Source organism: Methanobrevibacter sp. V74 (assembly GCF_963082495.1).
Lineage (GTDB): Archaea > Methanobacteriota > Methanobacteria > Methanobacteriales > Methanobacteriaceae > Methanocatella.
On the sequence record NZ_CAUJAN010000005.1, the window covers coordinates 1 to 22,683 of the forward strand.

Below are 22,683 nucleotides of genomic sequence, written 5' to 3' on the forward strand. Positions count from 1 at the left end.
ATCAATGTTTTATTCAAACTAATAAAACTAGACATACCTGACCTCTTATCAAACGACCCCAAAGAAAAAAAGACGCCGTTAAAAGAATACTAAACACAGCACAATCAAATTTAGTAGAAAAAAATAGAAAATTATATTAACTAAATTAAATAAAGTATTAAAATAAATCTAAAAAAAAGGTGATAATATGGGATTACTCGATAAAGTAGTAGGACATGCAGAAATAGGTGGAGACACAGCAATCGTAGAAGAATACCTCGCTCCAGGCGAAGAAATTATCCAATCATTTCATTTCATAAGAGATGCAGTCATATTAACCAATTACGGAATATATGATATTGATGTACAAGGATTAAGCGGTAAAAAAGTGCAAGTTAAATTTTATCCTAAAAAAACAATTAAAACCATTTCTTTTGAAACAGCAGGATCTCTTGATTTTGATGCAGATATCAAAATAGGAGTAAGTAACAATCCAATTGTTTTAATGGAAGGTGGAGCAATGAATGTACCAATATCATTTAAAGTTCCAAAATCCCAAGCTGAAGAAGCAAAACAAATCATACACTTAGTAAAAGAACACTATTTATTATAAGCTAATTACTAGCTTATACTCTTTTTTAATTTTAAATAACACAAGAGGATTTGAATTTAATTACTTTAAGTAATGCATTCGTTAAATTTAGACAAATAATATCATCACAATCATAATGAACCTGACAATCCATTTCCATTGATTACTTTGTTTTTGATGAATTATAAAAATGTTTATCCTCAATAGTTAAGAATTAACTCTTAATGGAGCATATCCCGTCCCACAAGAAAAAGGAGAGAAATAAAATCAAATTGACTTATTCAAACTACCAAATCTGTAAAATTACAGTTATAACTGCAATACACTACATATACAAACCTAAAAATGATATACAAAAAACAAACAGAATGCAGAATGAAAAATATTCAAAACCAAATAATTTCAGCCAACACTCCAAATTAAAAAAAAGATATGGAAGTAATTATCTTATTACTTCAACAATCATATCTAAGTTTTCAGATTGTAGGATATCTACTTTTTTACCAGATGCTCCAACAATCTCTTTTTTGATATTTAACATGTCTTGGGAAACTACAATCTCACCAATTGCAAGTTCATGATTAGCATCTAAAACATCCCCAATTTTATTGATTGGAGTGGATTTTAAATATCCAATGATTTTACCCGCATCCCCTTTGAATTTAGGTCCAATTTGAGACATGTCCGGTTCTACTTCAATGATTTTTTCATGAACTTCAGGTTTTCCAGAGCCAATAGCTAATTTATTGATTTTTAAAGTTCCTTTCAGATCATCTTCAAATTCATTGAATATGACCGCCAAACCTTCATCTGAAGTATAAACATTTACTTCAGAAAGTTCTGCATTCAATGGTATTTTTGAAGCTGATTTAAATCTTCTAACTTCATCAATTAACTCAACAGTGGTTTCGCCTTTCCTTTCCATTTCTTCGTTGATTAACTCCTCATGTACTTCAGGCCATAAAGTAGTGTGAATTGATTCATCTGAGAAGTATTGGTAAACTTCTTCTGTAAAGAACGGTGCAATTGGAGCCAATAATTTTAAAGAAGTTTCAACAACTGTTTTTAAAGTGTATTTTGCAGTTCTTCTTGATTCGTCTGAAACATCAGAGTATAATCTGTACTTTACAGCTTCAATATATTCATCACAGAAATCATGCCAGAAGAATCTTTCAATAGAAGTTATAGTTTCAGCAAAGTTATATTCTGCAAATGCCTTATCAACAGTTTTATTTAATTTGTTTAATTTTGACAACATCCATAAATCCAATGGGTTGAAGCTGTCTTTAACTTCATCATATGTAATTTCCTCGTCAAATATCTGCATGCTAATAAACCTAAATGCATTCCAGAATTTTCTAAGGAATCTGTAACCATGCTTGATGTCCTTCCAATCAAATATTACATCAGACCCCGGAACACTGTTAGCGGCCCAGGTTCTTAAAGAATCGGCGCCGTATTTTTCAATGACCTCTTCAGGTCCGACTACAAACTCAGGCCTTGATTTACTCATTTTGTTTCCGTCTTCACCAAAAACCATTCCATTGATTACAATATCATCAAACGGTTTTTCTCCAGTTAAAGCTAAGCATCTAAGAGTAGTGTAAAATGCCCATGTACGGATAATGTCGTGACCTTGTGGACGTATGTTTGATGGGAAGTGATTTGCATAATCCTCATCAGGCCATCCTGCAATAGACAATGGTGAAATAGATGAGTCCATCCAAGTATCCAGAACATCCTCTTCAGGGATAAATTCCTCACATCCGCATTTGCATGGATGCTTAGGTTTATCGGATGTTGGATCTACTGGCAAATCTTCTGATTCTGGTAAAATTACCTCCCCACAATCTTTACAATACCAAACAGGAATTGGAGTTGCAAATATTCTCTGTCTTGAAATGCACCAGTCCCATTCCATGGAATCCGCCCAGTTCATCATACGGGATTTCATGTGTTCAGGCACCCAGTTCATTTCATCTGCCGCAACCTTGGTTTTTTCGATTAGTTCGCGAACTGCTACAAACCACTGTTTCTTAACAAGAATCTCGATAGGAGTTTTGCATCTCCAGCATTGACCTACATTTTGATCCACTTGTTCTTGTTTAACTAAGTAACCTTCACTATCCAAGTCTTCAATAGTTTGCTTTTTACAAGCCTGCAAGTCCATTCCTTCATATCTTCCAGCAGCTGCAGTTAATGTGCCTGTTTCGTCAATAGCATTGATAATTTCTAAATCGTATTTTTGAACCCAGCTTACATCTGTTTTATCCCCAAAAGTACAAATCATTACTGCACCGGTACCGAATTCAGGATCCACTTCCCCATCTGCAATAATTTTTACTTTTTGATGAGATAGGGGAACTTCAACATATTTATCCAAAAGATGAGTGTATCTTTCATCTTCTGGGTGAATTACAACTGCCACACATGCGGACATTAATTCCGGACGAGTAGTTGCAATTAAAATGCCCTCATCTTTAGGGTTCGCTTGCTTGCCTGAAGCTTGTGAGGATACAATTCCATCATATACGTCCCCAGTAGCTGGCGGGAAGTTAACATAGTTTAAAAATGTAGTATTATCCGAATATTCAACTTCAGCAAATGCAATGGCTGTCTCACAGCGAGGACACCAATTTACAGGGTGAATTCCTTGATAAATTAATCCATCTTCATACATTTTTAAAAATGAATATTGGGTTTTTCTCATGTACTCAGGAGTCATTGTAACAAACTCACGAGTCCAATCTTGGGAATAACCCATTGCCCTCATTTGCGCTTTCATTTTTGAAATATTACCAATAGTTAAATCAACACAATACTCTCTGAATTTAGTTCTTGAAACATCATTTTTCTTGATGCCATGAGTTTCTTCAACTTTCACTTCAGTCGGAAGACCGTGACAATCCCATCCTTGTGTAAATAGAACATCCGCACCTTTTTGTCTTCTATATCTTGCGTTCATATCAATGTAAACCCAGTTTAAAACATGACCTAAATGAATTGAGCCTGTTGGGTATGGTGGGGGAGTATCAATAATGTATCTAGGACGTGAACCCTCTCCAATGTATTTGTAGATGTTTTCATCTGCCCATTTTTCCTCCCATATCTTCTCTTTTTTAAAATCATAGTCTTTAGGAATTTCTTCATTTGACATATATTTTCTCCTAATTAATCTAAGTAAGAATAATATTATTAGGTATGTAGCTTATTATTTAAAAAGATTTATAGATAACTATATTATATAATAAAATTAGAATAATAATATTATGAATTAAAAAAGGATTGTGTGAGAAATGGAATTACTATGGTTTTATATTGCAGTTGTATTAGCTGTAAGTGATGTATTGCACACCACTTTAATGTGGAAAGTATTAAATAACTTCTACATACTATTAGGTGGTTTAATTCAACAATCCACCCATTCTACATGGCAAACTTGGCTTTCCCATGAAGCGATGGAAGCTGGATTTCATTTTATAGTATTGTCAATAGTTTTCTTAAATCCGGTTATTGGAATACTAGGAGCACTAGTCCACTTTACAATTGATGTAACCCATACTGTCTTTATACGAGATATGGGTGAATTAGAACATAGAGCTCTTCACTTTGTAATTGAGTCTCTATTTTTCATTTTAATATATGGATTATAATAAATTAATTAATGGAGTTATTGAATGCCAGTTATAACATTTAAATATAAAGATTTAAGAGATTTAGGTATCAACATGGAAAAAGATGAATTAATAGACACTTTACCAATGATGTCCAGTGATATTGAGGACTTTGATGATGAAGAAATCAAAGTAGAATTCTTCCCAAACCGTCCGGACAATTTATCTGTTGAGGGAGTGGCTAGATCTTTTAAAGGTTTTATTGGTCAGGAAGTAGGATTAGCAAAATATGAAACAATCCATTCAAATGAAGAGGTAATTGTTGAAAACGAAGTTGCCGAAATCAGACCATACATTGCTTTTGCTAAAATCGACAATGTTGATTTTGCTGGTGATAAACTCAAATATATTATGGATTTCCAAGAAAACCTTCACTGGGTTATTGGAAGAGATAGGAAAAAAGTAGCTATCGGCATTCATAATGCGGATGTTGTTGAAGCTCCATTCAGATATATTGCTACACCAAAAGATGAAAATGCTTTTGTTCCGCTGGAAAAAGACTTGGAAATGACTCCTGAAGCAATTTTAAAAGAGCATGAAAAAGGTAAAGATTATGCCCATTTAATTGACGAATTTGACAAATACCCATTAATTCTGGATAAAAACAACAATGTCTTATCTATGCCTCCGATTATTAACGGAGAATTAACAAAACTCCATGAGAGCACAAAAAACATTATTGTCGATGTAACTGGAACTGATGAGAAAGCGGTTAATCAAACATTAAACATCATTTGCTCTTCATTTGCTGAAGTTGGAGGTCAAATCAAAAGCATGGAAGTTAAATATGATGATAAAATAATTGTTAGTCCGGATTTGACTCCACAAGAAATGAACATTCATGTTGATACTGCAAATGAATTAATCGGCGGAACTAATTTAACTGCCAAAGATATTGAAGGTTTGCTTAAAAAAGCTCGTTTTGATGCTGAAATATTAAATGATAATGAAGTTAAAGCCATTATCCCCCCTTACAGAATAGATATTTTACATGAAGTTGATATTGTTGAAAATATTGCGGTGCAATACCGCATTAATGATGTTGTAGCAAAATTGCCTGACATCAATACTGTTGCTTATGAAAACAATTGGTTTAAATCAGAAAGCAGCATTCGTGATGTGATGGTTGGCTTAGGTTTCCAGGAAGTAATGAGTCTAATGCTTACAAGCGAAGAATCACATTACAGAAACATGAATCAGGAAGAAAAACCTCATGTGCAAGTTGCAAAACCAATTACAATTGATAGAACCATGATTAGAACTAGCCTAATCAATAGTTTAATGGAATTTTTAGAAGACAACAAACATGAGGATCTGCCTCAAAAAATATTCGAAATTGGGGACGTTTTATACTTAGATGAAAGTAAAGAAAATAAAACCGTTTCTTCCAAAAAATTAGCTGGAGTAATTTGTCACTCAACTGCCAACTTTACCGAAATAAAATCTGTTGTAACTAGTGTTTTATCTAACCTTGGTTACTCAATGGAAATTAGGGATAGTGAAAATAAGACCTTCATTAGCGGTAGAGTGGCCGATGTTGAAGGTGGTGCAGGCAACCTTTCTGTTAAAGGTTTCTTTGGTGAGGTATCCCCTGAAGTAATCAGTAATTTCACCCTTGATTATCCTGTTATTGCATTTGAAATTGAATTTTTAAATTAAAATTCTTTTTCAATACCATAATTTTCGCATTTGTGTTTCAATATAAGAGTAATTATCCCCAGTTGGAGAAGCATCATAATTATTGAAAGCAAATATCATAATTAACAATACAATTATAATTACTACTAAAATTATCACCCCTCTTCTCAATTAAATCACCAATACATTGAAAAAATAGCATCAATCTACAAGTTTAGCTAAGGAGTCAATTTATATTTTCTCTATTTTTACGTTTTTCCTCATTTTCACATACAACTACACCACATTCCTTAAGTTCGCGCAAAACTTTAGAAACATGATTTGTTCTAATTCCAATATCCTCTGCCAAATCTGTTGGAATTTTCTTACCATCACTTAAGGATTTAACCGATTTTTCCCTGTAGGATGAACTAATTACATAACCATATGCTTTAAGTGTTTCATCATCCATAAAAATAACCTCATTATCCACATATTAATAATATATTATTCCCCAAGTACTATTAAACTTATGGTTCCATTACTTCTAGACCCATCAAGTTATATAAAAAAAATACAGACTACCAGTTTCCCAAATCCATTTTAAAATTATGCTTTCACTTGAAGAGAGTAAAAATGACTTTAAATATGATGAATCATTATTATCAATGATTTCATGATTACACTGATATTTATATCACCCAATACAAATTTTAAATCATTCAACAACCCACATTCCTTTTCATTAACCGTAATAGCTGAATTTTAAAGATCATATGTTAAAAGTAGCCAATAAATAAAAAAAAAAGAAAAAGAATTTAATCGCAGTTATCTCTACGCCAGTATCCGTAAATAAGCATTCCCATAATGGAAATAATACTTAATACCACAAGACCTGATGTATCGGTGATTTCTTTTGAAATCTTGCTTTGAGGTACGACTTCATATGCTTCCCCTTCTTTAGATACTTCACCTTCACTTGCATCTCCTGCATCAATATCCCCATTTGTCAAGGCACTTTCACCATTATCAGATGAATCCCGATAACTGCCAGATGCATTAGTTCCATAAACTCCTGATTTATCAGAATTTGCATAATGTGCACTGTTGGAAGTTCCATTCCCCCCATTGCCTTTAGCAACACCAGAACTTGAACTTGTGGAAGTTTGCGGATTAGAACCTGATGATCCTTTTTTTCCACCAGTATGGTCTGTGGTAGAAGAGTCTTTATTTTCACCAGTTTTGCCAGAAGCAACTTTATATTTAAAAGTTACAGGTTTTCCACCAATATTAACTTCAATATCATATTCCCTATCAGGATCTAAATTTGCATCGATTGTGGCTTTGCCATTTACAAATTTCGCAGTGTAGGTATTACCATCAACATTTACTGTAGTATCAAATGTTCCAAACTCCTTTACAGGCTGGCCTTTAGTATCATACATCTGAAGACCTATACCGTTTTTAACAGATACTGTTCCCATTTTCATAATGCCCGCCAAAAGCATAGGGCAGACAAAGGTATTCTCATCATCAGTAGAATCGAACCAATTTTCTCCAAGTTTGAATGTCGGCAATTCAGGATTATTTTTAGCTTGATAACCTTCATTATGTGCTAAAACATTATATTTAACTTCCAATCTAGCAGAACTATCTTCTTTGGAAGTTCTGAAGTTCTCTCCAAAAAGTAAACCATTACCAGATTCAAAAGCACCTAATTCATAATCTGTGTCTTTTCGATTGTGGATAAATGAATTTGCATTTATAACATCATATGAAGATTTTGAATTAATATAAATGCCATTTGGATTTTCATAAGCCTGATTGTGTTTAATTACATTTCCATAAGATATATTGAACAATGAAATTCCATTAAAATTATTATGATGAACAGCATTATTAGTTATTTCACAATGATAAATATTTGAAGATTCAATTCCTGATCTTTTATTGTGAGAAATATCGTTTTTTGAGATTAACGAGTTATAAACATTCTGAAGTTGAATTCCATTTGCTGTTGCTTTTGAAATATTGTTATTTATTATAGTAATGTCTTGGGAGGTTTTAATTAAAATGCAATTTTTACCACCCGCAATTACATTATTATTGATTGTTACATTTCTAGCTGAATCAACAATTATTCCGCAATCGCTATTTGAAGAGACAATGGTAATTCCCGATAAAACACTGCCTGCACCAGCAGATGTGAAGTAAAATCCAAAGGAACTAGTGATTCCTAATTTTCTTGCACTGTCACTTAGCTGACTTGAAGTATAAACTTTAGAATTGCAATTAGATACAATATTCAGCTTTTTATCCACAATTAAAGACATGTCATTATAATTGGAATCTGTAAACTCGAATGTATCCCCATCACTAGCTCCATCAAACATACTTTGAACATCATCATTTGACAAATCAGAAGTAACTTGATAGTGGGTATCAAAACCGGCAATTGCATTATTGGTTTTACTTTCATCAGCTGCTGCGCTAACTGCCGAAATTAGAAATAAACTAATTAGACATATGAACAAAATTATTGAAAATCTCTTATCCATATTTTTACTCTCCAATATGTAATTGTAATCAATACATGCCATTCAGTTATATTATTATATGAAATTAATTGACTATTGATAATGAACTATCCAATTTAAAGGCATAATCATACACTTAAATTAACGAGTTAACCGAACATGAATATTGATTATACAATAGAATATCATAGCAATAATATATAAACTTTATTAAAAAAATCAAAAAATATGGATTTAAAAGTGTTTAAATTATGTTTTACAAATATTAACAGTGTTATATAGAAATTTTAAGACATTTTAATTTAAATATAATGAAAAATACACTATATCATAAGTTGCTTAATCTTAATTTTATGAATTTCTAAGCAATGGTTAAAATTTAAATAAAAGAGTGAAATAATGAATAGAAAGAATTTTATTCTAGCTATTTTATTAGTATATGTTGTAATATTAAGTTTAAATTCTGTATTTGCTGAAGAAATTACAGAAGATGTTCAGTTACATCAAACTAATGACATAGCAACAATAAGTCAAAGCGACGATGATATGTTATCATCACAACAAACTATTACAGCAGGTTCAAATAGCTCTGTAATCCAAGAAAAAATCAACGGTATGCACGATGGTGACACATTATCATTCGAAAGTGGAACATATAATGACATCTGCATTTACATTGACAAAAATATTACAGTAAACGGCAATGGAGCAAAATTAGTAGGATACGATACCCCTTCCAAAAATAACACACCTGAACTCATTTGGGGAAACACCAGTGGTGGAGGATATTCTATTAAAAACTTTGCAACATTATACATTTTAAAGACAACCGGAGTGACTATTAATGGATTAACTATTGTCGGAGGTGCAAACAGCTCTTCGAATTATTTAAATACTTTAGTATATGCCTATCAGGCAAAGAATTTGACTTTTGAAAATAATACCCTGGACGGATCCTCCTGGGGATTATATTTCCAATTTTGTGAAGATGGAATTGTGAAAAAAAATACTGTTAAAAATCAGGCAGTAACAGGATTTTTAAATTTCGGATCTGCCAAAACTTTAATTGAACAAAATAAAGTCTCCAATGCCATAAACCACGGTATTGATGTGAGACATGGTACTGGACCAAATGTGAAAGTTATAAATAATACAGTAATTGGTTCTAAAGAAGGAATTTACTTAATGCATTCAAAAGGACACACAGCATCTTATAATACATTGATTAACTGTACCATAAGTTCTATTACTTGTTATGGATCATCAAACATAAATATCTATAACAACACTATGAAAAAATCCCGAATTGGAGTATTGTTAGGTGGGGGATACAACAATATCGCCATTGGTGAAAATGAATTTGATTTAGATAACCTGCCAATGCCTCCAACCTTTGTATATTATGTTGCAGAAGCAAAATCTGATTATCAAGACACTGCAGATATAATGGGTACCTATTCTGACAGTTCAAGTTACAGTCCAACTTACACTGAATACAGTGAAATTAAAGCTCCTGCAGGAATCGGCATTGATTATGCTACAATTTTAGAAAAGACTGGAACTATATACACCGTTCCAATTGGAACATCCAGTGCTGAGATTCAAACCATAATCGGCTCAATGAATGACAAAGACACATTAGAATTCGAAGCAAATGGAATTTATGAAAACATTTCCATCTACACTGATAAAAACATTAAAATAATCGGCAACAATGCAACTTTAATTGGATATAACAATATCAGCTTAAATTACATTCCTGAAAAAGTAAGGGCAAGCACTAACAATGGAGGATATTCAGTTGCATACCGTGCAGTATTATATGTATTAAATAACACCAATGCAGTTGTCAGCAATTTGAATATCATTGCATTATACCCAGGATATGATACAACAAAGGTAACACCAAAAACAGATGAATATAAGACTTCCGGCCTTTATGCTGAGTCTACAGTTAATTTAACAATTACAGGTTGTGATATCAAAGGCGCATCCTGGGGTATTTTCCAACAACATTGTAACCACAGCATTATTACAAACAATAATGTACATGACCAATACACAACAGGCATAATGAACTTTGGTTCCCCTTACAGTACCATTGCAGGCAATACAATTACTAATGCCATAAACCATGGCATTGATGTAAGGCACGGAACCGGACCCAATGCAACCATATTTAACAACATCGTCTCAGGTTCCAAAGAAGGAATTTACTTAATGCACTCAAGAGGACATGCTGTATACAACAACACCATTTTAAACTCTAAAATTGCTTCCATCACATGTTATGGCTCAGGCAATGAATGTTTATTTAATAATACATTAAAAGGAAGCAGAATTGGTATTTTACTTGGTGGAGGATATTACAATGTAACAATCGGTGCAAACACATATAACTTAGACTCATTACCATACCCTCCTACTTTTGCAACTTATCTTGCAAAAGCAGAAAACAAATATCAATCTGAGGATAATGTAGTGAGAACCTACTCCGATAAAGAAACTGTAACTATCGATGCGGCTGATGTGACTGTTGGTTATAAGAAAGGAACTCTTGAAATTACACTGATTGATCAAAACAACAAAGCGATTCCAAAACAAACTGTGATTGTTACAATTAACGGAGTTAACTACACAACCGCCACTAATGCCAATGGTATTGCAACAGTCAATTTAAGTTTAACCGCCGGCACTTATGAAGCAGCAATTAGATATGAAGGTAATGACAATTATGCATCTGCAAGTAGAAATGCTTCAATTACCGTGAAAGATGATAGAGCTGCATCTGCTTTAACTGCCGTTAGCAAAACTGTTCATTTAAAATCTATTGCTTCAGGTTACAAATATACTGTAACCCTTAATGATGCTAATGGAAAGGTTTTGACCAATAAAGTTATTACCATAGTATTCAACGGTAAAACCTATAAGGGAACAACCAACTCAGAAGGTGTTGCTACCGTAACCTTAAAAGCTATTTCAACCGGATTTAAAAAAGCCTTTGTTACTTTCTCTGGAGACAATGCCAATAAAGCTGTAAGTAAAACAACAACTATTAAAATCACCAAAGAAGCAAGCAAAATAACTGCCAAAAAGAAAACATTCAAAGTAAAAACTAAAAATAAAAAATATACAATTGTTCTGAAATCAAAAACCGGTGCGAAAATTGCTAAAGCAAAAGTTGCCATCAAAGTTAAAGGTAAAATTTACTATGCTAAAACCAATTCTAAAGGTAAAGCTACCTTTAAAATTAACAAATTAACTAAAAAAGGTAAATTTGAAGCTAAAATTACTTTTAAAGGCAATAAATACTATAGCAAAGTAACCAAACAGATTAAGATTAAAACAAAATAAGAAGAGATTTAAATAATCTCTTTTTCTCTTTTTTTTAAAAAATTAATAATATTTTTTTCTGCGGTCAACTGCAGCATAAATAATAAACAATCCAATGATTATCAATACTACCTGTGGAAATATAGCTGCAACAATCGCCGGGATTACCCCCAATGTTACAAGCAACCATAAAATACCATAAAGGACTACTAAAGCACCGAAAACGATCGCCAGTTTATAGGTTAAATCTATTATGTCTGGAATATCAAACATAGACATGTTATCACCTATAATTCTTTTGTACCCTCTTTGGTTCCAACAATTACTTTATCAACCATTTGTGAGAAGATTCCATTTTCAACTACTCCAGGAATTGAGTTCAAATCAATCTCTAAGCAATCCGGAGATTCTATTTTATCAAATTTAGCATCTATTACAAAATTACCATTATCAGTTATTACAGGCCCGTCTTTTCTTTGCGCCATTCTTATCTCACAATTTGCACCCATATCCTCTAAGGTTTGAATTACCATACGAGATGCATCAGGCAGGACTTCCACAGGTACTGGAAATGATCCAAGCTCTTCCACACATTTTGATTCATCAACAATTACTATGAATTCCTCTGCAGCATAATCCACTATCTTTTCTTTTGTGTGAGCCGCGCCTCCACCTTTAATTAAATTAAACTCAGGATCTACTTCATCAGCACCATCTACTGATAAATCAATATCATGTTCTTCCAAAGTGGTTACTGGAATATTCCACTGTTTAGCAATTAATAATGATTGAAATGATGTTGGAATTCCCATTACATTAATTCCTTCTTCTTTGATTCTCATGCCTACTTTTTCAATAAAGTAATGAGTTGTAGAACCTGTACCAAGTCCTAAAACCATTCCATCACAAACATATTCAGCAGCCTTATAACCTGCATTTTTCTTACTAGAATCATTACTACCAGCATTTTTCATTTATACCACAAATCCTAAAGTTAACTTATTAAGTTTATAACCTTTTTTACATTTTCCTTCATGTTTGCCATCATTTTTTAAAACAAGGCATTTATCATTTTCCACCAAACCATCAGGGAAACATAAATCATGAAATTCGCAAATCTCTTCACAATTTGGAGAATTATATGTGAACGTTGAACCTTCAAATATATTTTTTGAATTGGTAAGTAAACCAATTGATGCTTTTTCCACTTCTACAGGCACTACCTTACCTTCACCATGTATAAGACATTTTTGTTCGTTATCACGAACATCAGTGACCACATATTTTCGATTTAACTCCAATTTGCTTACACAAGATGATTTAAATCTACATTCTTCACATTCGGGTGCTGGACCTAAAAATAGAAATTCTTGGCCTTCTTTTGCAATTTCTATACCAATTAATGTAATCATTCAATCACTCCAGTCTTTTGAGCTAAATCATAAGCCGCCTCTTCAGAGATTCCGTTATCTCCAAGTATTGTGTATCTGGCAGGCCTGATTTTATGAGCCATCATTAATGCTTCAATAATGTCCTCATCAGCAATACCCACTTCACGGGCAGTAGTTGGAGCTTTTACACCCTCAAGTGCTTTTTTTATCGCTCTCCAATCCCCACTATGAAGATACATCATCATTATTGTGCCTATACCACATTGCTCCCCGTGCAATGCAGGTTTATCTAAAATCTTATCTAGAGCATGGGAGAATAAATGCTCGGATCCGCTTGCAGGTCTTGATGAGCCAGCAATGCTGATTGCCATTCCGCCACTGAATAATGACTTCATCACAATTCTTGCACTAGGTTCGAGATTGGGTTTAATATTAGCTATATTGTCAGTGATTAAATGAGCAGACATTATTGATAATGCTGCTGCAGATTCACTAAACGACTCATGTTTAAGTCTATGGGCCAGTTCCCAATCTTTAATAGCTGTAAAGTTCGAGATTAAATCTGCACAACCTGCAGAAAGTAATCTGAATGGAGACTGTGCAATAACTTCTGAATCAGCAATGACCGCTATTGGCGAGTGTGCACTAGCGGATATTGAGGTTTTTGGATTTTTTATTGATGCCAAAGGAGATACGATGCCGTCATGAGAAGCTGTTGTTGGCATAGATACAAAATATACATCCTGATTATATGAAGATATTTTAGCCACATCAATAACTTTTCCTCCACCTACACCTAAAACGGTAGTGTCAGGTGTAATGAATTCTTCAACTTCGGATATTGAGTCGTAAGATGCATTGTCCACTTTAACAACGTCACATGCAATATCTGCTTTTTCAAGGCTTTCAATTACTGGTTTTGCACCGATATAGTATGTATGAAAACCAGTAACAATTAAAATCTTTTTATCCAAATGCAAAGACTTGCAAATATCCCCAGTGTCTTTGATAATACCAGGATCAATGTAAACTTCACGAGGCATTTGTATTTTCCTGTTACTCATAATATCTCCTAAAAATAATTATACATCATTATATTTATAAATAGTAATTATAAATAGATTTTTATAATGTGATAATTCTGACTTAAATTAACCTACTTAAATAAAAATTAACTCAAGAAATTATGCTAATTTAAAAAAATAATCAAACTTGAAGCATTAAAATCCTTAAAATAGAATATCTTTTTCTTCTTTTTTGTTCAACAATTTCATCAGTAATTTTTCGACCTATCTTTGAAACTCCATAGTTTTCAGGCCTATACATTACAATTATCCCACTTGTACATAAATTAGAAAATGCATGATTATAATTTTTTAAATCCTCATTACTTAACTTCTTTTTCAATGTTTTCTCATTAAAATTCTTTTTAACGGAAATTCGCATTTTTCCCAAAATATACAAAATATTTTTTTCGGATGCCGATAATTCTTTGATTATCTCTTTTGGATCCTTATCAATATTTATCATATTGCCTCCAAAAAAATCAAAAAATTAGCCATCACCATATTTTTTTAATTCTTTATCTAATAAATCTCTTAACTGCTTTGCAACTATAGGAGACATGATAATTTCAGTTTTAGCTGTGCGAACCATTCCCACTTTTGAACCATCTAATATATTATTGTTTCTTTCAAGTTCATCTGTAAATAAAATTAATCTCAGGTCAACAGGAGAAGAGGCTATTGCCCCACCTGTAATATAATATTCGGTTAACTCTTCTGGGATTAACATATTCAATTCTTGTTTTTCATTATTCATAATTATCAACCCGATTATAATGTTGTTGAAAACTCTAAAATAGGTGCTTCGTCAAATAACAATTCCACTTGATTGAAATCTGAATATGTTTTAATATTTTCAGAAGAGCTGATTTCGCTGATTTCAAATGATAACTCTAATCTCTCAGACCTTCTTAAAAATTCATTAGCTTCAATCAATCCTAATGCCAATACCCTTTCATCATTAGCATCTAGTTTGAATTTCTTAGCTCCTTTCTTTTCAACATCCAATATTCCAATTTCTTCTAATTGATTCATATGAATATAAACTGTTTTTATAGAAACATCTGACATCCTAGATATCTCATCTGCAGTTAAAAATGAATCAACATATGTTAATAATTCCTCCAATATTTTTATCCTCGCATTTTCACCAAACAATTCATTTAATAACATTAAATCATCTCATATCCTAAGCTAAACTATATATTATAATTTCACAACAATGATATAAATATTTTTACTTTTACTTCTAAAAAAATTGTAATATACTTCTAAAAATTACATTGTATTGAGAGAATTGATAAGGCAATTGGAAATGAAAATTAATTGTTACATAATTAAAAATTTAAATAAAATAAATCCCCATTACCCTTTTAAATAGCAAATAAATAACTTTAATACTTATTAAAAACAGAATAATTTATATTATAAAATGTTATTTAGGTGATATGGTGGAAAATTTTGATGAATGGTTTCATGACATATTAGAAAAAGCGAATATTACAGATTCAAGATATCCTATTAAAGGAATGGCAATTTGGATGCCATACGGTTTTCAAATAAGAAAACACACAATGGAAATAATTAAAAAATTACTGGATAAAGATCACGAAGAAGTATTGTTTCCAATGCTTATTCCTGAAACTGAACTTGCAAAAGAAGGGATACATGTAAAAGGATTTGAAGAGGAAGTATACTGGGTTACCAAAGGTGGGCAAAGTGAATTAAACGAACAGCTAGCTTTGAGACCGACCAGTGAAACTGCAATTTATCCAATGTATGCTTTATGGATTAGATCACATATTGACCTTCCAATTAAATACTACCAAATTGTAAATACCTTTAGATATGAAACAAAACACACAAGACCTTTGATAAGAGTTCGTGAAATCACTACTTTCAAAGAAGCTCATACTGCTCATGCAACTAAAGAAGAGTCAGACGAGCAAATTCAAGACTTCATTGAAATATATAAAGAATTCTTTGATGATTTAGGATTGCCATATCTAATTTCAAAAAGACCAGAATGGGACAAATTCCCAGGTGCAGATTACACTATGGCATTTGACATCATTATGCCAAATGGTAAAACATTACAGATAGGAACAATCCATAATTTAGGCCAGACATTTGCAAAAACATTTGACATTACCTTTGAAGACAAAGATGGAGAGCACAAATTAGTTTACCAAACATGTGCTGGACTTTCAGACAGAGTTATTGCATCCATTATTGGAGTTCATGGTGAAGAAAAAGGATTACGTTTACCACCTAAAGTATCACCAAATCAAGTAACCATCATTCCAATAATATTTAAAAAAGGAAAAGAAGAAGTTTTAACTAAGTGTATGGAAATTAAAGAACAATTAGAAGCTAAAGGTCTAAGAGTCAATATGGATGACAGAGACATTAGGCCCGGTAAAAAATTCTTCGATTGGGAAGTTAAAGGAACCCCTGTTAAACTTGAAATCGGACCGCGTGATTTGGAAAACAATATTGCAATAGCCATGAGGAGAGATGAAGAAGAAAAAATAGAACTTCCTCTTGACGACAGCCTAGCAGATGCAGTTGTGGAGTTATTAGATAAAACAACTGAAAAATTATCTGATACTGCATGGAACTTCCAAAAAGAACATGTCAAATTCACAGAAAACATTGCCGAAATCCCGGAACTTGTTGAAGCGGGCAATGTTGTCAAGTTCAGATGGTGTGGAGACGAAGAGACAGGTAAAGAAATTGAAGAAAGAACTGGCTATGACCTTTTAGGCATTCAAGAGGAAATCTCAGAAGGCAAATGTATAGCCAGTGATAATGATGCTAAATTCATGGCTTTAATTGCTAAAACTTATTAGTGATAATATGGACAACATTTATGCAATAATTCCAGTTTCTAAATTCAAAAATGCAAAAACCCGATTATCCCCTTTTTTATCAGAGGAGGAAAGGGAAAAACTATTGAAAGTGATGCTTAGAGATGTAACCGACTCGTTAAAAAAATATGTTGATAAAATATTCATCATAAGCAACGATGATGATGTTTTAAGTTATGCTAAAAGCTTAAACTTGAATATCATTCTTGAAAATGAAAAATCAAACTTAAATAAAGCATTAACTCAAGCAATGAAATACTGCAAAGGAAAAACTAGAAAAGTCCTTATTGCCCCTAGCGATGTTCCTTTAATTGGAAAAACTAATGTGCAAATGTTAATTGATGCATCTAAAAACCTAGAATTCATCATTGTTCCATCTAAAGGTGGCGGAACAAATATGATAATTATGAAGCCTATGGCAATACGTACCAAATTCGAAGGTTTTAGCTATACAGAACATGTAAATGCTGCTGAGAATAAAAAATTAAATCCGCAAGTCCATGATTCCTTTTTCATGGCATTGGACGTCAATACTGCTGAAGATTTAGGCGAAATCATGATTCATGGTGAAAAAACCCACACAAGACAATACTTAAAAGAGTTAAAGGTCAAATTTGAACCATATAGAGGCAGTGAGCGAATAAAAGTAACAAGAGATGATTAAATGATTGTAATGAGCATTGCAGGTGTTGATCCGTCAGGAGGAGCAGGTGTTTTAACCGATATTAAAACGTTTCAAGCTATTGGTGTTTATGGAACCGGAGTGGTAACAGCCTTAACTGCTCAAAATCCTTATAAATTCTTTTCCACATTGCCAATTGATGAAAATTATATCTGCGAACAAATTGACAGCGTTTTTGATTCTTATGAGATTGAGTTTATAAAAACAGGTATGCTTTATTCCCCTGAAATTATTAAATTAGTAGCTAAAAAAATCGATGAATATAATCTGAAGGCAGTAGTTGACCCTGTTATGGTGGCAACTTCAGGTGGAGATTTAACTAAAAAAGACATTGCACGAGTCTTAAATAAATATCTACTTCCAAAATCAATTTTAACCACACCAAATATTTCTGAAGCTGAAAAATTAGCAAACATGCCCATTAACACAAAAGAAGACGCCATTAAAGCATCAGAAAAAATTGTTTGCAATAACATTATTACTGGAGGCCATTTAGATGGAATAAACACTATTAACATCAATGGTGAAATTTCAACCATAAAACAAGAATTAATTGAGACTGATAATCTTCATGGAACTGGTTGTAATTTATCCGCTGCAATAACCGCATACCTAGCAAAGAATAATGATTTGCACACAGCTATTTCGAAATCTCTAGATTATATATATGAAAGTATAAAAAACGGAAATTACGGAACATTAATACAGCAAAACGTAAAAGAATAGTCACATGCATAATTAAAAAAAGAAGTTTGAAAATTAGTTAATAGTTAACTAATCTCCCATGTCCAATTTTTCTACAATACCTTCCTGAAGGTCAATGAATTCTTGGGACTCACGTTTTCTTGGTCTTTCAATGTCAACTTCAATTATTTTTGAGATTCTGCCTGGATTTTTATCGAGAATAACGATTTTATCTGCAAGATAAACCGCCTCATCAACATCATGAGTTACAAAAACTATTGTGTTTTTGAATCTTTTCCAAACCCCAATAAGTTGTTCTTGAAGTTTATGTCTATTTTGCATATCCAATGCAGAAAATGGTTCATCCATAAGTAAAATTGGAGAATGGTTAAGCAGAGAACGAATAATTGCAACCCTTTGTTTCATGCCCCCTGAAAGTTCATGAGGATAACTATCTTTAAAGTCTATTAAGCCAACACTTGTTAAGTATCTTTTAGCGGCAGCAATATTTTCCTCTTTAGAATCTTTTTTAGTCATTTCCAAACCAAAAGTAACATTCTGCAATACTGTTAACCATGGAAATAGGGAGTATTGCTGGAAAATTACCGCTCTATCCCCTGAAGGTTTTGTAACTTTTTCTCCATTAGCAATTATTTCCCCAGAGGTAGGTTGTTCAAGACCTGCAATCAATCTTAAAAGAGTTGTTTTGCCACAGCCAGATGGGCCTAAAAGACAAATTAACTCCCCATCATCAATATTTAAATTAATATCTTCTAAAACAGATAACTTATTAGTTTTTTTACTATTAAAAGATTTATTAATATTTTTAATTTCAATTGGAATACTTAACACCTACCAGAATATCTTCTCTTGAGCTTTGGTGAATACATAATCAAATATGATACCAATTAACCCAATATCTAACATACCAACAACTGTTGTACCTGGATCGAATAAACTTGTTGCTGTAAGAATCATATAACCTAAACCACTACTTGAACCAACCATTTCAGCAGAAATAGTACACATTAAAGCAATACCAATTCCAACTTTAAGTCCTGAAATAACATAAGGGACAACTGATGGCAATATTACTCTTTTTAATACATTCAAATCATTAGCTCCTAAAGTTTGAGCTGATTCAATTAAAACTTTGTCAGTTCTTTTAACTCCATCAATTGTATAAACCAATATCGGAAAGACACATCCCATGAATATAATGAATACTGCAGGAAACATACCTATACCAAACCATAAAATAGAAAATGGAATCCATGCTACCGGAGGAATTGGTCTTAAAACACTGATTATCAAAGTTGCAATGTCCTCCAAGGTTTTATACCATCCAAGTAAAATTCCTAAAGGAATTGCAATAATAGATGCTAAAATTAGACCTCCGAACACTTTATATAAAGTATCTAATGTATTTGCAAGAAGTTTGCCATTTAATATTAATTTCCAGGCAGATTCGCAAACTGTAATCGGACCGGGCAATATATATGGACTAACCATACTTAATCCTTCAGTAATTAAATACCAGAAGATTATAATGCAGATTGGTAAAATTAATGGAATGAATTTATTTTTATAATTTTCAAACATTACATCACTTAATTAAAATTTTTACACACTAATAGTTATTAATTTAATAATATAAAAACTTTAAAAAAAAATTATGAAGCATCAGCTACCTGAATAGCTTCTACTTCAATATCATTTGAAATATCTCTGTCGGATAATACAGATTTAGTACTCATTGCACCGAATATCATTGTAGATAAGTTATGCAACATGGAAGATGTTGCAGGTTGAATTAAACCCATAACTCCTAAAACTAAAAGGGAACCATTGAATACAAGAATATTGCGGTAGTTAGTATTAATTTTATCCAACATTCCAACACTTAACTTTCTTAAAGTGACAAGATCATATAAATCATCGGACAATAATGAAATATCAGCTACTTCACGGGCAATATCAGAAGAGTGCTTCATTGAAACTGATACATCAGCGGCTGCCAATGCTGGTGAATCGTTAATACCGTCACCAACCATGATAACGGTTTTACCTTCAGCTTTAAGTTCTTCAACAATTCTGGATTTGTCTTCTGGAAGTACTTGAGATCTGTATTGGGTAATACCTAATGATTTAGCTCCTGCCTTAGCACCGCTTTCACCGTCTCCTGTAAGCATTATGACATTTTCAATACCTAAGCTTTTAAGCTCTTCAATGACATATTTTGCTTCCTCCCTCACAGGGTCATCAATGCAGATCAATCCTTCAAGTTTACCATCGATAGCTAAATAAACTACAGAGTGTTCTGCGGCTTCTTTTTCGATTTTTTTCTCTTGAGTTTTAGTTAATTTAATTTTCTCATCATCAAATAAGAAGTGTCTGGATCCTATTACTGCACGTTTACCATCATATTCGGTTACAATACCATGAGCTACAATATATTCAACTTCACTGTGGTCTTCATCATGTTTAAGACCTTCCTCTGCAGCTTGATTTACAATAGATGTAGCGATACTGTGTGCGAAGTGTTCCTCAATACATGCCGCCATTCTTAAGATTTCATCACGCTTATATCTTCTAGACATTGGAATTACATCAACAACTTTTGGAGTTGCATTAGTTAAAGTTCCGGTTTTATCAAATACAATTGTGTCAGCATTTGCATAGTGTTCAAGGAATTTACCGCCTTTAACCATCATTCTATTATCAGATGCTTCACGCATTGCAGAAATTACGGATAATGGAGTAGTTAATTTAATTGCACATGAGAAATCGACCATAAGTACTGATAGTGCCTTGGATGCATTTCTTGTAATTAAATATGTTAAAGCAGTGGCAAGGAAACTATATGGAACAATTGAATCAGCTAATCTTTCAGCTTTGCCTTGTGTTTCAGCTTTTAGATCTTCTGAGTTTTCGATTAAATCAATGATTTTGTTTAATCTAGTCTCTTTATTCATTGAGTAAACTTCAACAACAATGTTTCCTTCTTCCATAACAGTTCCCGCATGAACTGTTTTTCCATTTGTTTTATGAACAGCCAATGGTTCTCCAGTCATTGAAGCTTCATTAACCATACCTTCACCATCAACTACTTTTCCATCCACAGGAACTACATCGCCCATGCGAACTTTAATTCTATCTCCCTTATCAATGTCCATTGCTGGAACTTGTTTCTCTTCACCATCATCGTCAACTAGCCAGACTGTATCAATATTTAAAGCCAAACTATCTTTTAATGTACTTTTAGCTTTTTGTACAGTATAATGTTCTAGTTCATCGGAGATGGATAATAAGAACATCATGGAACTTGCAGGGTCATATTGTCCTTGTAATAAAGCACCAGTTACTGCAGCACCATCAAGTAAAGCAACATCGACACGGAAACTGGTCAAACTATCCAAACCGTTCCAAATATATTTTATAGCCCTATATAAAGTTATTGCATTTCTAATTGGCATAGGCAAGAACCATTTTCCAAGTAACCTACGTCCAATCATTCCACTTATGTTCCAATAGAAATCATCAGTAATTTCTTTTGAAACTTGAGTTTGAGTTGGTTCGGCTTCAAATAAATCATCGATTGTGATTCCGTCTAAAATATCGAATATCCTTTGTTTGTTTTCAACTTCCCCATCATAATAAATTAAAATACTACCATTTCTGTAAGAAGTGAAAACATCATGAATAAAATCTTGATCTAAAAGTAATGAAGCGAGACCATAGCCCTCTTCTTTAGTGAAAGCCCATTGACCAGCACGGACTCTTAAACGAGGTCCACTATCATGCATTACTTGATATTTCATATTTATCACTTAAAAAAAATTAATCATCTATTTTTTTGATTCAACATAAACTTCTTTTTTGACATCAGCATTTTCATCTACAACAATGTCCTCAGCATTTTCTTTCATATTTTGGAAGCATTCTTCAGCATCTTTTTTAGCAGACATTACAGTTGCCATTCCTTTAGTTGCAGCATCCTTAACAGTTTTAGATTCGATTATTTTTTTACCTACAATAGCTGTTGCAATTCCTGCTGCAAAAATTAATGCATGTTTATGTTCTACAGTTGCTTTAATAATATCTTCACGTCTCATTTTTATACCATCCTTTAAATTTTTATATTAACTGAAGTTTTGAATACTTCAATTAAATATAGTTTGTTTTTAAACATATTTAATATTTTAGGACTTCCTAAAATATTCATTTTTTATAACTGGAAACAAAATACTTCCAACTCAG

Annotated in this window: 21 protein-coding genes; 7 read left to right on the top strand and 14 right to left on the bottom strand. The window is 32.6% G+C overall.

The window, feature by feature from the left end:
• The first annotated feature begins 187 nt into the window (after positions 1-187).
• Positions 188-592: a PH domain-containing protein gene (locus Q9969_RS08990; protein ID WP_305556884.1), complete on the top strand. Its 405-nt coding sequence runs from the start codon at positions 188-190 to the stop codon at positions 590-592.
• A 421-nt stretch (positions 593-1,013) separates the two neighbouring features.
• Here Q9969_RS08990 and Q9969_RS08995 read toward each other — a convergent pair whose 3' ends face one another.
• Positions 1,014-3,728: a valine--tRNA ligase gene (locus tag Q9969_RS08995; RefSeq protein WP_305556888.1), complete on the bottom strand. Its 2,715-nt coding sequence runs from the start codon at positions 3,726-3,728 to the stop codon at positions 1,014-1,016.
• Positions 3,729-3,867: 139 nt separating this feature from the next.
• Between Q9969_RS08995 and Q9969_RS09000 the strand changes: the two genes are divergently transcribed.
• Together Q9969_RS09000 and pheT are read left to right on the top strand one after the other, a co-directional pair.
• Entirely contained in the window at positions 3,868-4,224 is a 357-nt protein-coding gene (locus Q9969_RS09000; protein WP_305556892.1) for a hypothetical protein, read from the top strand.
• A 24-nt stretch (positions 4,225-4,248) separates the two neighbouring features.
• The gene (gene pheT / locus Q9969_RS09005) at positions 4,249-5,904 is read left to right on the top strand and encodes a phenylalanine--tRNA ligase subunit beta (RefSeq protein WP_305556906.1); all 1,656 of its coding nucleotides are present in this window, start codon (positions 4,249-4,251) and stop codon (positions 5,902-5,904) included.
• Between the two features lie 205 nt (positions 5,905-6,109).
• On the opposite strand, the gene Q9969_RS09010 is transcribed toward pheT, so the two are convergent.
• Positions 6,110-6,334: a winged helix-turn-helix domain-containing protein gene (locus Q9969_RS09010; RefSeq protein ID WP_305556911.1), complete on the bottom strand. Its 225-nt coding sequence runs from the start codon at positions 6,332-6,334 to the stop codon at positions 6,110-6,112.
• Positions 6,335-6,680: 346 nt separating this feature from the next.
• A complete protein-coding gene (locus Q9969_RS09015) occupies positions 6,681-8,420 on the bottom strand; it encodes a right-handed parallel beta-helix repeat-containing protein (protein ID WP_305556913.1) in 1,740 nt (579 codons plus the stop codon).
• Positions 8,421-8,798: 378 nt separating this feature from the next.
• On the opposite strand from Q9969_RS09015, the gene Q9969_RS09020 reads away from it, so the two are divergent.
• Complete coding sequence (locus Q9969_RS09020; protein WP_305556915.1) at positions 8,799-11,753, top strand: right-handed parallel beta-helix repeat-containing protein; 2,955 nt, start codon at positions 8,799-8,801, stop codon at positions 11,751-11,753.
• A 42-nt stretch (positions 11,754-11,795) separates the two neighbouring features.
• On the opposite strand, the gene Q9969_RS09025 is transcribed toward Q9969_RS09020, so the two are convergent.
• From Q9969_RS09025 to Q9969_RS09055, 7 genes are all read right to left on the bottom strand, one after another.
• Positions 11,796-12,011 carry a hypothetical protein gene (locus Q9969_RS09025; protein ID WP_305512264.1) on the bottom strand — a complete coding sequence of 72 codons (216 nt, stop codon included), beginning with the start codon at positions 12,009-12,011 and terminating at the stop codon, positions 11,796-11,798.
• Positions 12,012-12,019: 8 nt separating this feature from the next.
• Positions 12,020-12,706: a ribose-5-phosphate isomerase RpiA gene (gene rpiA, locus Q9969_RS09030; RefSeq protein ID WP_305556920.1), complete on the bottom strand. Its 687-nt coding sequence runs from the start codon at positions 12,704-12,706 to the stop codon at positions 12,020-12,022.
• Positions 12,707-13,144, bottom strand: a complete 438-nt coding sequence (locus Q9969_RS09035) for a UPF0179 family protein (RefSeq protein WP_305512267.1) — start codon at positions 13,142-13,144, stop codon at positions 12,707-12,709. It abuts the gene before it with no gap.
• Positions 13,141-14,187, bottom strand: coding sequence for an NAD(P)-dependent glycerol-1-phosphate dehydrogenase (locus Q9969_RS09040; protein ID WP_305556952.1), 1,047 nt, complete (start codon positions 14,185-14,187; stop codon positions 13,141-13,143). Before Q9969_RS09040 ends, Q9969_RS09035 begins: the two co-directional genes overlap by 4 nt.
• 142 nt (positions 14,188-14,329) lie before the next feature.
• Positions 14,330-14,653 (bottom strand): hypothetical protein, encoded by a 324-nt coding sequence (locus tag Q9969_RS09045; protein WP_305512271.1) that lies wholly within the window; start codon positions 14,651-14,653, stop codon positions 14,330-14,332.
• Positions 14,654-14,677: 24 nt separating this feature from the next.
• A complete protein-coding gene (locus Q9969_RS09050) occupies positions 14,678-14,944 on the bottom strand; it encodes a hypothetical protein (protein WP_305556967.1) in 267 nt (88 codons plus the stop codon).
• A 14-nt stretch (positions 14,945-14,958) separates the two neighbouring features.
• The gene (locus tag Q9969_RS09055; RefSeq protein WP_305512275.1) at positions 14,959-15,360 is read right to left on the bottom strand and encodes a transcriptional repressor; all 402 of its coding nucleotides are present in this window, start codon (positions 15,358-15,360) and stop codon (positions 14,959-14,961) included.
• A gap of 275 nt (positions 15,361-15,635) precedes the next feature.
• On the opposite strand from Q9969_RS09055, the gene proS reads away from it, so the two are divergent.
• From proS to thiD, 3 genes are read left to right on the top strand one after another with little or no spacing between them, the layout of a single operon-like run.
• Positions 15,636-17,039: a proline--tRNA ligase gene (gene proS, locus Q9969_RS09060; protein WP_305512276.1), complete on the top strand. Its 1,404-nt coding sequence runs from the start codon at positions 15,636-15,638 to the stop codon at positions 17,037-17,039.
• A gap of 7 nt (positions 17,040-17,046) precedes the next feature.
• On the top strand, positions 17,047-17,721 hold the full coding sequence (gene cofC, locus Q9969_RS09065) for a 2-phospho-L-lactate guanylyltransferase (RefSeq protein WP_305556970.1): 675 nt from the start codon (positions 17,047-17,049) through the stop codon (positions 17,719-17,721).
• Complete coding sequence (thiD, locus tag Q9969_RS09070) at positions 17,722-18,465, top strand: bifunctional hydroxymethylpyrimidine kinase/phosphomethylpyrimidine kinase (protein WP_305556973.1); 744 nt, start codon at positions 17,722-17,724, stop codon at positions 18,463-18,465.
• Positions 18,466-18,513: 48 nt separating this feature from the next.
• On the opposite strand, the gene Q9969_RS09075 is transcribed toward thiD, so the two are convergent.
• The 4 genes from Q9969_RS09075 to Q9969_RS09090 form a co-directional block, all read right to left on the bottom strand.
• Entirely contained in the window at positions 18,514-19,266 is a 753-nt protein-coding gene (locus Q9969_RS09075; protein WP_305557314.1) for an ABC transporter ATP-binding protein, read from the bottom strand.
• Positions 19,267-19,275: 9 nt separating this feature from the next.
• On the bottom strand, positions 19,276-20,025 hold the full coding sequence (locus Q9969_RS09080) for an ABC transporter permease (RefSeq protein ID WP_305512279.1): 750 nt from the start codon (positions 20,023-20,025) through the stop codon (positions 19,276-19,278).
• 71 nt (positions 20,026-20,096) lie between these two features.
• Positions 20,097-22,244 carry a heavy metal translocating P-type ATPase gene (locus Q9969_RS09085; RefSeq protein WP_305556989.1) on the bottom strand — a complete coding sequence of 716 codons (2,148 nt, stop codon included), beginning with the start codon at positions 22,242-22,244 and terminating at the stop codon, positions 20,097-20,099.
• A 27-nt stretch (positions 22,245-22,271) separates the two neighbouring features.
• Positions 22,272-22,538 (bottom strand): DUF6110 family protein, encoded by a 267-nt coding sequence (locus Q9969_RS09090; RefSeq protein ID WP_305512283.1) that lies wholly within the window; start codon positions 22,536-22,538, stop codon positions 22,272-22,274.
• Positions 22,539-22,683 lie beyond the last annotated feature (145 nt).